Origin of the sequence: Planktothrix mougeotii LEGE 06226, assembly GCF_015207485.1 — a bacterium.
GTDB lineage: Bacteria > Cyanobacteriota > Cyanobacteriia > Cyanobacteriales > Microcoleaceae > Planktothrix.
The window spans coordinates 19,091-33,314 of sequence record NZ_JADEWU010000027.1 but is presented as its reverse complement, the minus strand read 5'-3'; the positions used below and the strand labels follow the sequence as shown (position 1 = coordinate 33,314).

Sequence of the window (14,224 nt, the reverse complement as noted above, 5' to 3'; positions counted from 1 at the left end):
ATGAGCAAATTTTAGCAAATTTTGGCAAAGGGCGGCGTTAAACTTTAAGGGGAGAGTTTGCCTTAAACCCATTTAATCGCCGTACCACTCGCGGCCACCATTAACATTCCATCACTCACGGTTTCATAATCAAGATCAATCCCGATAATCGCATTTGCTCCTAGTGCTTTAGCTTCTTCGATCATTTCTAGCATTGCCAGATCTTTGGCTTCTCGTAAGGATTGTTCATAAGCGGCGGCACGTCCCCCTACAATATCTCGAATTCCCCCAAAAAAGTCGCGGATAATATTAGCGCCTAAAATGGCTTCTCCACTGACGACACCATAATATTCAATAATTTCTTTACCCTGTAATGTGCTAGTGGTGGTTAGAATCATTTCTGCATCCTGTGATTAACGATAATAAGTTGATTCTACCATTGCGGATTAGAACGTAACAAAGCTTCGGTGGCTTCTGAACTGAGGGGTTTAGAGAATAAATAACCCTGGCCATATTCACAATTAAATAGTCGCAGTTGATTCAATTGTTCCTCGGTTTCAACACCTTCAGCGACAACATCCATCCCTAAATTATGGGCCAAACTAATAATTGCTAAAACAATCTCTGTTTCCCGACCCCGCTCCCCAATATTTTGAATAAAGGAACGATCAATTTTTAAGGTATCTAAGGGAAAACGATGCAAATAGCTGAGGGAAGAATAACCCGTCCCAAAATCATCAATACTCAAGCCAATGTGATAGGATTTAAGTTGAGCAATTCCTTCAAGAGTGGTCTGATTATCCATCAAAACACTTTCGGTTAATTCTATTTTGAGATCCCATAGGCAAATATTACTTTGATTCATAATAGTTTCGACAATCTCGATGACATTGGATAAATGAAATTGCTGGGCTGAGAAATTAACATTTAAAGTTAGAGGATAGATAGAATTTTCCCCGTCTCTTAAAATTTGCCATTTTTGCAATTGTTCGCAAGCTTGTTGTAAGACCCAATTTCCAATCGGAACAATTAATCCGGTTTCTTCTGCTAAGGGAATAAATTCAGCCGGAGAAATCATCCCACGCTGGGGATGTTGCCAACGAACTAAGGCTTCAAATCCAGTAATTTTTCCGGTTTTTAAATTAATAATAGGTTGGTAGTAAACCACAAATTCTTGTTTTATTAAAGCTTGACGCAGTTCGATTTCTAGCTGCATCTTGAGCATGGCTTTATCATGAATTTCTTTGTCAAATATTTCTAAACATCCCTTGCCTTTTTCTTTAGCTTGGTGCATGGCAATATCGGCATCTCTGAGAACATTTTCCGCTTGATAATAATGGTTTGTTCCTAAAACAATCCCAATACTTGTGGTTTTAAAAACTTGAGATCCCCCAATTTCAAAGGGGTTCGTTAAGATTTGATTAATATGTTTAGCCAGATCAATAGCTTCTAGGGGAGATTGAATCGATTTGAGTAAAATTGCAAATTCATCTCCTCCTAAACGAGCCACAATATTCGGATAACAGACTAAAGATTGCAATAAATGAGAAAATGCCATGAGTAATTGATCGCCTACAATTCGTCCTAAACTATCATTAACAACTTTAAAGCGATCTAAGTCTAAAAAAAGTACCGCAAATAACTCTTCTGGATATTTTTGAACTTGCTCAATAGATTTCTCAATTTCATTAATCAATAAGCTGCGATTGCCTAATCCGGTTAATCGATCATGAAAAACATCATATAACAGTTGATATTCTGCCTTCTTGCGCTCGGTAATGTCATTCCGAATGGCAATATATTGATAGGGTTTTCCGTTATCGTCTAAAAACGGAATAATGGTCGTATCTACCCAATAATAAGTTCCATCTTTTGCTTGATTGCGAATCTCACCTCGCCAAATTTTGCCAGATTGAATCGTTGACCACAGGGTTTTAAAGAACTGTTTAGAATGATAACCGGAATTAACGAATCTGTGATTTTTTCCGATTAACTCTTCTCGAGAATATTTAGAAATTTCACAAAATTTATCATTAGCATAAGTAATACAGCCACGAGCATCTGTAATGGCAACAATTGAAGATTGATCTAAGGCAAATTTAAAATCAGATAATTCTTTATAAGATCGTTTTAAGGCTTGTTTTAGATGATGACTTCCCAAAAAGGTAGAAAAGTTCTTGGCTCTTAAATGATCAGCGACAAATAACTCGATTTTGGCTTTCGCTGTAGTCTGAACTAAACCGAGCAGAATCATAAAGGACTGAAAAAATTTTGTCCCTAATACCCAGAGTGAGTTTAAGTCTGACTCATTCAATTTTAGCCGTTGATCAATTAGTTTCATGAGGTTTATTGGGTAAATAACAATAGAATCAGGCAGAATTCGCAACCCTGAGCCAAGCCTTTTGATTGATTAAGTCAATGTAATCGGGTAAAAAATTTGAGGGTTTTTCGACTAAAGAGAGTGAGCTTTTTGCTTTAGCTTTAACTCGAAAGTTTTGAGATAAATTCGGCATCTCTTGATGACAATGACTACAGTACCAATAAATTCCTGCGGGGCGAATATGGCGCAGGAGCGTGGAGGAACAACAGGGACAAATCGCATTTGACATAAAATAGACATCCTCAATATCTAATATGAAATCTTGAAATTGATCTTAGGGAATTACGAATTACGAATTACGAATTACGAATTGCGAATTGCGAATTACGAATTACGAATTACCAATGGGGAACAGGGGATGAAGGATGGAATATTAAAACAATTCCTATAAAAAAATCAGAAGTTAAACAGATGTTAAGACAGGAAGAAACCGTTAGAAACATTGTTAGCCATGCTGAAAATTGAAAATTTCTGTGAGAATTAAGGAATCACCCCTAGAGAGATTTTGACATAAAGTTAATTGAGCATATTCGGTGAGTTGAAGATGTTGAGGGGCTGTAAACTGGAAATCTTGATTGAGTACAAAACCCTGGGCTTGGAGCCTGAAACAAACCCATTGCAGGGCGTAATTTTTCACATCTAACTCCGGCATTAAATAGTTAGAGTGACGCAAAATCCAACGGCAAGCTTGATCATCAATTTCTGCCAGTTGATAAATGGCCCGGATTAAAACATCTTCAATAGAACGAGGATTGGGTAAAACCGTTAAAAAATCCTTCAAAGATTGAATCGATTCAGGGCGTTGAACTCGTAAAATATCAACCGCTAATTCCACATAAGATTGCTCGACCTCACCTGGATTTTCTGGGTCTTGAGAGGATGGGTTGATCACGGTCTTCCGTTCTAAAACACTAACCTGCCGAGAAGATTCATGTACCGAGCGAGAAGCCGAAAACGAGATCAGGAAATACTCTTTCTGGGAAGATTGAGGATAGGGATCAATTGAAGAAAGAGTATGATCAACCCCAGTTGGATTCAGAGATGTCAAATACATCGATTATCGTTCAACCTAAAAAGGGCTTTTGCTTATGATTGAACTTTAAACAATAAATGTGAGGATTTTGTGAGTATTGAATTCCCCACTTGAGGTTGTAATGATTTGTTACGATTTAGTTTGTCCATCCTAAAAGGGTGCGAATTTGATCCACTAAATCCATAGCTTCAAACGGTTTAGTAATTACCCCCGTTACCCCTAGCTCAATAAATTGTTGTTTTTCACTCATTTTAGCTTTAGCCGTCAACAAAATCGTGGGAATTTGCTGAGTTGCTGGGTTAGCTTGTAAACGTTTAAACGTCGTTGCCCCATCCATATCAGGCATCATCACATCCAACAAAATCGCATCGGGTTGTTGGCTTTGGGCTAACTGTAATCCTTCAGTGCCACAACAAGCCGTAATCACTTCCCAACCCGCCGCAACTTCCAGAGAAATTTGAATGATATCCCGCACACCATCATCATCATCAATAATTAAAATTCGTTTTGTGGTCATGGTTTACCTCTTTTTGTCTCTCAATTGGAAGGGTGAAGTAAAAACAACTACCTTCATCTAATTGACTATTCACCCAAATCCGCCCCCCGTGTTGTTCCACAATGGAGCGACAGATTGCTAATCCTAACCCAGTTCCACCTTTTTTTCGAGAGTCGGAGGCATCCACTTGATGAAATCGCTCGAAAATCCGTTCAATTTTATCCGGGGGAATTCCTCGACCTTGATCTTGAATTTTAAACAAAATGGCTCGATTATCTGCACTATTTTCTCTGAGTTCCTCCTGAACACTCAACCAAACCGTATCGCCGGATTCGGAAAACTTAATAGCATTACTTAATAAATTCGTAAGAACTTGTAATATCCGATCAGGATCTGCATAAAATTCTAGGTTTTGACTACAAGCTTGTAAATTAATCCCGGCTCGATTAGCCATCACCTGCATTTGTTCCGTTGCCCGCAAGAGTAAATCCGTCGCATTGACTCCTTGTTTAGATAGACAGATTTTACCCGATTCTAACCGTTCTAATTCTAAAATATCGTTAACCAATCTCACTAACCGTTCCGCACTTTCTGCGGCAATTTTCATCACGTGTTGACCCCTTTCGGTGTTCGGTTCCACTAACCCAGTGGATAATAAATTTAATCCCCCATGAATTGAGGTTAATGGCGTTCGTAATTCATGACTGACAACGGAAATAAATTCATCTTTCATCCGTTCGATGGCATAGCGTTCGGTAATATCTTCCCCAATACTCATCATCCCAATGGCATCTCCTTGTAAATTTTTCAACACGGTATTATTCCAAGCAATAATTTTTTCTTCTCCTGACTTTGTTAAAATTAACTGTTGATCATAGGGTTTAAAATAATAATCTAATAAGTCAGAAAATTGAGGGGAGCTTGGTCGTTGAGTCGGATGGGATTTAAAATTATCCAGCCAATTTTTACCTAAAACTTCCGTTTGGGTATACCCCGTAATTTCCAGGAAAAAAGGATTAACATATTCAACTTTCCCCTGGCGATCTAATCCCACGACTAATAGCCGAACATTTTCTAATAAACTCCGCCACCGTCGTTCGGCTTCGCGTAAATTCGCTTGACTTTGTTTCTGTTCTGTAATATCGCGGGCAATGGTAGATAAAAGGTGCACCTGTCCTTCATTATTTTTATGGGCAATAATCAGTTGAGAAAGGGGAATTTCTCGGCCATCATGACTCATTAATGAAGTTTCACCAATCCAAGATCCGTCTCGAATTGCTGTAGAAATTCCTTCATTGTCAATGATATTATTTGCCCATTGGGGATGATTTTTAGGAATACTTTGATCAGTGATTTTTCCCTCTATATCTAATCCTAACATCCGTCGAGCCGATTGGTTATAATAAACTACTTCTCCTTCAGGTTTTGCTGAGGAAATAAAGTCAGGAGTCGCTTCAATAATAGCAATCAGTTTATCTCGTTCTGCCTCCGCTTGTTTGCGCTCTGTAATATCCTGCATCACGACCATTCCGGCTAAAATTTCTCCCTGTTCATTGCGAACGGGTAAGGCTTGATGATAATAAATTCGCCCATCATATTCCACTTCTGAAATCGTGACTTCTCCGGCTAATGCAGACCGATATAACGGTTCAACGGTCGTTAATAAAGAGGAGGGTAACGCTTGCCAAATCGTTTTTCCTTCTAACAGATATCGAGATAATCCCTTAGCGACTAATCCCATGCCATCGGCAATGGTATACCGAAAATCGGGATCAACTAAAAATACAGCCCCATTGGGGAAATTTTTAACTAAGGTTCGATATTGTTCTTCACTTTTTCGCAGTTTAAATTCCGTGCGATGTCGCTGCATTAATTCAAATTGTAATCGTTCATTGGCTGTTTCTAATTCTGCTGTTCTTTGCACCACCCGTAGTTCTAATTCTTCATTATTTTGTCGCAATAATTGTTCGGTTTGTTTGCGATGGGTGATATCTTTCGCAATTCCGGCCCGACGTTCTAATTGTCCGGTTTCATTGAGAATGGGAAATCCTCGATCCCAAATCCAACGGTAAGATCTATCGGGGCGAAGGATGCGATATTCTATATCAAATCCTACCCCATCAGGACTTTGTAGAGCTTGTAAAACACGCTGTTGATCTTCTGGGTCAATGGTATTAATAAAAGTTTGGAAATTTTCATAAAGTTCAGTAGAATTTCGCTCCCAAATTTGTTGATAGGCGGGACTGACATAAATAAATTGATTACCTTGAGCATTTGTAATCCAAAAAACATCATGAATATTCTCTGCTAATTGCCGGAATTTTTTCTCGGTTTCTGCATGGGACGCTCGAATTCTTAATGCTACAATTCCATAGACAATATCATCCACTAATTCTTTGAGTAATTTCACTTCAGCTTGATTAAAAGCATTGGCTTGAGTTGAATATAAGTTGAGAACAGCAAAGGGAATTGGAGTAAAAGATTCAGCAACAACCGTTGTAAATTCTTTGTCTAAATGTTGTTCTTGCTGGTCTGGGGTCATGATTAAAGGTAGGGCGATGGAGGAGGCATAACCCCGTTGTTGTGCCTGTTTTTTCCAAGGTGCATCCTGGGAATTGATCAAAATATTTTGAAAAACACAGGTTTTCCCGGTTCTGACGGCTGTTCCCGATGGCCCTTGATCTGATTTATTATTATTCCAAGTAATCGTTAAATTGTCTAAATAGCCCGATTCAAATCCGGCTCTAGCAACCGGAATAATCCGTTTTTCTGCGGTCAGTTGTGGATAACCCACCCAAGCAAAATGATAGCCACCGACATCGACTAAAATCTGACAAACAGCATTTAATAATTCCGTTTCTGTCGTGGCTCTGACTAAGGCTTGATTACAGTCGCTAATGGTTCTTAAAGCTCGGTTAACCCGGTGTAATTCTTCTTCTGCCCGTTTGCGATCTGTAATATCTGTATAATGTTCAATTCGACCTCCAGCATAAAGTCCGCTTTGAATGGGTTGGCTAATATGTTCTAACCAGCGTTCCTCGCGGGTTTCCGTCGGCAGAATATGGCATTCAAAATGTTCAATATATTGATTATTATTATAGGTTGCTAGAACCCGTTGAGCAAAACTTTCAGGATCTTCAAAGAGAGATTTAATGTGTTCTTGAATTAAGTTTCGTTTATCTTGACCAATAATCGTTTCTCGTTGAACTCCAAAGTAATTTTCTAAAGCTTGATTAATCCAAACAATATGAAAGTTAGCATCTAAAATGAAAATTCCGACAGCCGATTTATCTAAAACATCATTGGTCATAGAACTATAGCGAGCTTCACTTTCTTTTAACGCTATTTCTGCCTGTTTACGCTCCGTAATATCTTCAGAAATACAAATTAAGTATTCCGGGTGATTCTGCTCATCATAAAGGGGAATTTTTAGGGTATGTAAGAGTCGTTTCCCTAAACTTTGACTCTCGATTTCTTCTTCGAGAATATCTTCGGGAAATCCTTGGGCAAAAGCGGCTCGATCTTTTTGTTCAAAAAATTGAGCTTGTTCCGGGGGAAAATCTTGATTAACAGAGCGTCCAACGGAATATTCCGCACTTAAACCAAACAGGCTTTCACTGGTTTTATTCCAAAGTTTAATCACCCCAAATTCTTCGGGTTTTCCACTTTTCACAAAGACAGCAACGGGTAAATGATCAATAATCGTTTTTAAGAAATTTCGGGTTTGTTTAATTTCTTGTTCGACTCGTTTGCGATCGCTAATATCCGTATAAGATCCCACCATTCGGATCACATTTCCAGCTTCATCCCAAAGTGCTTGGCCCCGGTCTAAAATCCATTTATAACTGCCATCTTTGCATTGCACTCGATGTTCGGTAATATAAAAGGGTGTTTTTTGATCTAAATGGTCTCGAATTGCCTTCATCACCCCCGGTAAATCATCAGGATGAACTCGTTTTTTCCATTGAGTTAAATGTTCACAGGTTTCTTGTTCCTCATACCCTAACATTTCTTTCCAGCGAGGAGAGAAAAAAACTTCATGGGTTTGAACATTCCAATCCCAAATTCCATCGTTATTTCCTCTTAAGGCCAGTTGCCATCGTTCTTCACTTTTTCGCAACGCTTCTTCGGTTTGTTTGCGTTCTTGAATATCTTCTAAAGCTAAGACAATATAGTTGTTTCCTTGCCATAATCCCTTCAGGGGGGAAACAAAAATTTGTACCCAATTTAATTCCCCATTGGCGCGAATATACTGTTTTTCTAAGGAAATTTTTTTGAGAAAACCGTCTTCTTGAAAACAGTTTAACTCATCAATTTCTTCTAAATCTTGGGAATCGATCAAATTGTGAACCGTTTGACCAATTAATTCTTGTTCAGAATATCCTGTAATATCACAATAACGTTGATTCACACGGAGTATTTTTCCCGTCGGATCAACCAGGGCAAATCCGACAGCAGCTTGTTCAAAAATAGTACGAAATCGTTCTTCACTTTGAATTAAAGCTTGGTCAGCTTGTTTGCGATCGCTCACATTTTGAGCTAAAGATAATAGGGATACTAAACACCCATCTTCATCTCGAACAACGGAATTATACCACTCACAATCAATCACTCTCCCGTCTTGAGTTCGATTTTGAGTTTCCAAAATTTGATGAGTTTGGGTACCATCAATTAAGGGAATTAGTTGTTGTGTTACTTCTAACTCATCCGTGGCAAAAACCCCCTGAAATTTTGACCATTGTTGACCTAACATTTCACTAGCTGTCCAGCCAAAAATTCTCTCAGCTTGAGATGACCAGCGTTTAATTCTCAGTTGTTGATCCCACTCAATAACGGCTAAGGGAGAATTATCAAAATGGCAAGACAAATACTGATGAGTTTGATTTAATTCTGCTATTAATTCTGCTTGTCTTAAGGCAATTCCAACTTGGGCTGCAAGTTGTTTTAAAAAGTTAATTTCTAAAGTTGCCCATGGTCGAGTTTCTACACATTGATGGATGATCAGAAATCCCCATAATTTTGAGGAATTGTAGACATCTTCTGGATGATTTTGTTGTTTTTTTAGAGTTATCTCACTCTCTTCTTCTCCCAACAAAATCGGGATAATTAAACTGGCTTTCACTTGAAAATATTGCATTAACTGTAAATAGCCAGCTTCTAAATCACTTTGCTCAATGTCGGCAAAACTAATGACTTGATCACTGAGAGCAGAATCGGGAGCGTGCAGGTTCAAATCCAAAGCATAAATTCTTTGACCTAATAGAGATGACCATTGAGGTAAAACAGCTTCTTGAACAACGGTTCCTCCCTGAGATGAATTTAATTTTAACATGATCACTCGATCAACCTTTAAAACCTTTTGCACCTCATCAACCGTTGTTTTTAAAATTAAATTAATTTGTAAAGATTGACGTATTTTTAAGGTGATTTCTGTTAATAATTTTAAAAATTTATTTTGTTGCTTGAGTTCAGCTAAGGCAGTTTTTTGCTGGGTAATATCTCGTGTTGTTGCTAATATGGTTTTAATTTCTCCCTGGTATTGAACTTCAGGAACCATTAAGGTTTGAAATGACCGATATCCTTCATAAGTTTCTAAGTCAAATTCAAATTGTTGGGGCTGACCTGTATCTAAAATCAGTTGAGCGTGCCAATCCCACTGCTTACAAATTGACAGAGGAAGACCTAATTCTTGATTTGTTTTTCCCAGCAAATTTTTTTGAGTAATTCCTAACAGGAAAGCAACTCTACGATTAGCATACAGATAGCGAAATTTGTGATCGAGGCGGACAATACAATCTCCTGCATTATCCATTAAAGTTTCTAATTCAGTTTTACGAGTATGCAGGTGGTTTTCAATCCGTTGTCGTTCTTCAATTTGCTTTCTTAAACATTGATGGGTTGTTTGTAAGGCGGGAATTGGGGTTTTGCTATCCGCTTGTTCCGATGGATTTTGCAGAACAATTTCTCCCTCTGGACAGTCACTAATATCCTTAATCCCAACCATCACAACCGTTGTTGATAAGGGATAAATTTCTGTTAAGATTCTATAATTTTTCGGGTCATGATGGCATTCATAGATGATTTTACAGGCTCTTTGCTCGGTTAAAACCGCTTGCAGGATTGAGATTGATTCAGGAGACTGATTTTGGTTTTGTAGCTGTTCCCAAATCAACTCAATTCGGTTAGATTGAAAGGTTAAATCAGCCAGGGCTTGAGTGGGTAAAACCTGAATTTCTTGATGTTCACTATCCACAATCAGGATCAAATCGTGAATGACTCCCAAGAGTTGATTGATTTGCCACCGCTCATCCCAAGTTGAGGCATAAATAACTTGATAGTTGGGTTCAGGAAAGGAAGAAACAACTTCTGAGATAGCCATAGGATAAAAATTAAATTAATCTTAAGTTCTACAAGGGGATTTTTATTGATTTATGGTAAAATTTTACTCTGGAATTCATTGTATCTGATTTAATGATCATCCCTCATTCCATTTTAAACGGATTCGGGTTAAGGTAAGTACCGAGATAACATTGAGCAACAATTTTACGCCTGAGTTGACTCCGTTCTAGGCGATTAAAGACGCGGGCAATGAGTTCAGGCTCAACAATGGGTTTTTGAATATAATCATCCGCCCCTGCCATAAACACTTGCTGCACAATTTCTGAATCCCTTTCAGAGGAAAGCATGAGCACAGGTAAGTCATTCCATTTAGGATCATTACGAACAACTTGACACAGTTCTACTCCACTTACACCGGGTAAATGAAGCCCTAAAATCAGTAAGTCGGGGTTAGATTGTTCTAGGGTACTCCAAAATTGCTGAGGATCATCGAGTAAAATCAATTGTAATCCCCAAGGTTCTAATATAGTCCGCAACCAATCTAAGATTTCTAAATTATCATCAACAATTAATAATTTACCCACATTAGATTGAGATTTTTGCAAAACTTTACTCACGGTTTCTATGACTTCAGCCGGAGAAATAGGTTTTTGTAAAAATCCTCGTCCTCCTAAACGGGCAACTTTCACACGGTCGGCAAAACTTTCTTGAGCCGTAAACACAATGACTGGAATTGGAGGGTTTTGGATGGCAAGTTCTGCTAATAGTTCAAACCCCGATTCTGTAGACTCAGGAAAGCTTAAATCTAAAAGGACAACATCGGAGGAATTATGTTGCAATTTCTGGCGGGCTTGTTCTAAGCTATAGGTGGCAGTAGCTATCATTCCTCTCGCAAGTGCTTCGGCGACTAATGCTTCTGCTAAACTTTGATCATCATCTACAATTAACAGGTTAGCGGCTTTTAAATGGGGAACAGGTAAAGGTGGGGGTGAAACCACAGGTGAAGGATCTGATAAGGGGTGATTTAATAGATCTTTAATTTTTTGAATTAAATCCGATAAATATTGATAATCCAACTCATTTTTTTCATATTTTTCTTTTAACAATTGTTCGATTTGGCGAGAAAGATTAGAGGCTTCTTTAAACCCAAAAGCTCCTAATGAACCAACGAGCGTATGAGCTTCCCTCAAGGCTTTTTGCTGAATTTCTAAGGTGTAAGCATCGGTTTTTAAGGATTGCACTGCATCTTCAATAATATTAATTCGTTCAAAATATTTATATTTTTGTTTCTGCCAAATTTTGTTTAAGTTTAAAGTCTGAGGTTTTTTGGAATTACAAACAGGAGGCTGAGATTTTACTAATAAAGAGTTTTTAGCCATTTCTTTTAACCGATATCCTAACCCATAAATCGTTTCAATTACTTCATTTGCTCCGGCATTTTTAAGCTTTTTACGCAAGCTTTTAATATGAGTTCGTACCGCATTTTCGGATGGAGGTTCATCATAAGACCACAGATGATCTAACAGAGACGCTTGGCTAAAAATTCGTTGCGGATAGCGTAAAAAAAGTTCTAATAAAGCATATTCTTTAGCCGTCAAATTAAGGCATTGATTACCATAAGTAACTTGACAATTGCTAGGATCAAGGTGCAGAAGCCCCCATTCTATTAAAGGATTTAAGGCATCATGTCCTCGTCGTAATAAAGCCCGAATTCGAGCCAATAATTCTTCTAAATCAAAGGGTTTAACCAGATAATCATCTGCCCCAGCATCTAAACCCGCTACTTTTGTGGTACTATTATCTTCACCTGTGATTAATAAAATTGGGGTGCGATCATCTTTTTGTCGCCGTTTTTTACAAAAATTTAAACCATCTAATTTAGGCAACATCAAATCTAATAAAATCAGATCATATTCAAAGGCTTCTGCTAGTTTCCAACCCATTTCTCCATCATCAGCTACATCCACTAGATAATAGTGGTGACTTAATAATTCTTGAATCATCGTTGCAAAACTTGAATCATCTTCTACCAATAAAATTCTCATAGCTGGTGTCATCCTTAGATCTGACCACTGACCCACTTTTTAGTCAGAATTATCTATTATTCTCTACTTTAATTCTAATGGATAGATTCAGTCAGATCAAGTTGACAAGCCTTGACGAAACAACTCTATTCTTGGCTGATCAAATCAAGTTTATAACTCTTGTTTTCCTCCCTGGATTCAGCTTTTTATGTTAATTTTTGTAAAAAGTAGACTTTTTATTGAAATTTCAGGGGAGTGTTTACCGTTAACAGTCTGTGATCAATCATCTGTAGTTAACATAAGTTAATTAAAGGCACTCAGAGTATTATTTTGGAGGAGAGTGGTTTCGTGAACGCTGCTGAACAGGCTAATAACGTGGTAATTGCCAGCAAAATCGCATCGGTTGTCAATTTATTTAAAGTTCAATTTCCTGATGCGCGGGTGGATCTCAAACCCTGGACAAATGACCCCGAAACGAGGGAACTGGTTGATCCTGATTCGATTGACATCGGTTTTCACTTCCCCGGTCGCAGTCGGTTGTTACAAAGTCGTTGTATTTTAATTGAAATTCGCTTTTATCATGATCCTGTGGATAAAACCCGCCGTGTGATCGGTGTCGAAGCGGCAGGATATGACCATCAAGGACAACAGTGGAAAGTCTCTACGATTGAAAATTGGAATTTTGTCGGTCAAACTCAACCAGAACCTGAATCTGCTGAAAAATTAAAACTCTTTTGTCGGCAAATTTTTGAACTTTTTAACTCTCATTCCTAATCTATTTGTAGTGAGGCGTTTACGCCTCAATCTCCACCTTTCTTAACGGATTCAATAATGTTTCTGAATCGATAACGTTTCCTCCTCCTGCAATGGTGTATTAAATTTAACTATAACCCAGATAACTGATGCCACAAATTCCTATCTCGGTAGTTACACCTGGATACCGCTCTCAGTCAGAAGACACCAGCATTGATGCAGATGTGCTGATGTTTCAACTACTTCGACAACTGACACTCCAACAGAGAACCCAAAGATTTCGACACTTCAATCAAGCCCCTCGCAAACTAACAATAATAGCCATTAAAAATCATTATCCTAATGCTTCTTCATCCAAGATTTATCAAGAATTCATCAGAAGGCATTTGGGCTCAGAATGGCTAACCGTTTTAAAATTAAAAACAACAGAATTTGAAGAAAAATTTAGGATTGAAGATCCTTTGGAACTCGCTAGTCGAATGGCAACCCTATTTGAGACTTTAAATATTTCCTATTTAGTGGGTGGGTCTGTAGCCAGTTCCCTCTTAGGAGAAAGTCGTTCAACTCAAGATCTAGATTTAGTCATCAGCATTTCGCTGTCAAAAGCACAGCAACTTATTCGAGCAATGGAACAGGAGTTTTATATTAGTGAATCGGCGGTTGTCGAAGCGGTGACTGAGAAACGCTCTTTTAATGTTATTCATTTAACCTCATTGGAAAAAATAGATATTTTTGTGATTGGAGATGATGCCTTTTCTTGTTCTAAAATGAATCGTCGCCAACTTTATAAAATTGATGAATCTGAAAAAGGGATTTACATTTATTCACCCGAAGATATAATTTTACAAAAGTTATATTGGTATTTACTGTCTGCTAAAGAATCTCAAAAACAGTGGAGAGATGTCTTGGGAGTTTTAAAAGTGCAAGGAGAACGTCTGGACTTCAACTATCTTAATCAATGGGCAGAAATTCTCCAAGTCCAATCTCTTTTAGAGTTAGCTTTACAACAAGCGGGGTTATAAAAAATAATAATAATGTCCCATGAAATTCCCGAACTGAAATATTTGTTTGCTGCTTAGGACAAAGAATGATGAGGGTCATTAACACAAGGGGGAAATGCTGAAGTGCTTGCCCCTGGCTCTCCTGTACTTAGGGTGATAACGCACGCTGATCATCCACTTCTGTCAAGCTTTCCAGCCTTCATGATGGCAAAATTTGTA

Annotated in this window: 10 protein-coding genes; 3 read left to right on the top strand and 7 right to left on the bottom strand. The window is 38.1% G+C overall.

Annotation, left to right across the window (positions count from 1 at the left end):
- Nucleotides 1-62 precede the first annotated feature (62 nt).
- From IQ236_RS13300 to IQ236_RS13290, 3 genes are read right to left on the bottom strand one after another with little or no spacing between them, the layout of a single operon-like run.
- Nucleotides 63-377 carry a heavy metal-binding domain-containing protein gene (locus tag IQ236_RS13300; RefSeq protein ID WP_193869697.1) on the bottom strand — a complete coding sequence of 105 codons (315 nt, stop codon included), beginning with the start codon at nt 375-377 and terminating at the stop codon, nt 63-65.
- A gap of 35 nt (nt 378-412) precedes the next feature.
- Nucleotides 413-2,320 carry a putative bifunctional diguanylate cyclase/phosphodiesterase gene (locus tag IQ236_RS13295; RefSeq protein WP_193869696.1) on the bottom strand — a complete coding sequence of 636 codons (1,908 nt, stop codon included), beginning with the start codon at nt 2,318-2,320 and terminating at the stop codon, nt 413-415.
- Between the two features lie 28 nt (nt 2,321-2,348).
- Nucleotides 2,349-2,588: a hypothetical protein gene (locus IQ236_RS13290; RefSeq protein WP_193869734.1), complete on the bottom strand. Its 240-nt coding sequence runs from the start codon at nt 2,586-2,588 to the stop codon at nt 2,349-2,351.
- Between the two features lie 33 nt (nt 2,589-2,621).
- Here IQ236_RS13290 and IQ236_RS28045 point away from each other — a divergent pair, with 33 nt between their 5' ends.
- Nucleotides 2,622-2,750: a hypothetical protein gene (locus tag IQ236_RS28045; protein ID WP_265578689.1), complete on the top strand. Its 129-nt coding sequence runs from the start codon at nt 2,622-2,624 to the stop codon at nt 2,748-2,750.
- Between the two features lie 54 nt (nt 2,751-2,804).
- Here the strand turns inward: IQ236_RS28045 and IQ236_RS13285 are convergent, their stop codons facing one another.
- The 4 genes from IQ236_RS13285 to IQ236_RS13270 form a co-directional block, all read right to left on the bottom strand.
- Nucleotides 2,805-3,413, bottom strand: coding sequence for a hypothetical protein (locus IQ236_RS13285; RefSeq protein ID WP_228041609.1), 609 nt, complete (start codon nt 3,411-3,413; stop codon nt 2,805-2,807).
- A gap of 115 nt (nt 3,414-3,528) precedes the next feature.
- On the bottom strand, nt 3,529-3,909 hold the full coding sequence (locus IQ236_RS13280; RefSeq protein WP_193869695.1) for a response regulator: 381 nt from the start codon (nt 3,907-3,909) through the stop codon (nt 3,529-3,531).
- The gene (locus IQ236_RS13275; protein WP_193869694.1) at nt 3,881-10,267 is read right to left on the bottom strand and encodes a PAS domain S-box protein; all 6,387 of its coding nucleotides are present in this window, start codon (nt 10,265-10,267) and stop codon (nt 3,881-3,883) included. The genes IQ236_RS13280 and IQ236_RS13275 overlap by 29 nt, the downstream gene beginning before the upstream one ends.
- A gap of 103 nt (nt 10,268-10,370) precedes the next feature.
- Nucleotides 10,371-12,272 (bottom strand): response regulator, encoded by a 1,902-nt coding sequence (locus IQ236_RS13270; protein ID WP_193869729.1) that lies wholly within the window; start codon nt 12,270-12,272, stop codon nt 10,371-10,373.
- 327 nt (nt 12,273-12,599) lie between these two features.
- Between IQ236_RS13270 and IQ236_RS13265 the strand changes: the two genes are divergently transcribed.
- A complete protein-coding gene (locus IQ236_RS13265) occupies nt 12,600-13,025 on the top strand; it encodes a hypothetical protein (protein ID WP_193869693.1) in 426 nt (141 codons plus the stop codon).
- A gap of 128 nt (nt 13,026-13,153) precedes the next feature.
- Nucleotides 13,154-14,026 (top strand): VHS/ENTH/ANTH domain-containing protein, encoded by an 873-nt coding sequence (locus tag IQ236_RS13260; RefSeq protein ID WP_193869692.1) that lies wholly within the window; start codon nt 13,154-13,156, stop codon nt 14,024-14,026.
- Nucleotides 14,027-14,224: the final 198 nt, after the last annotated feature.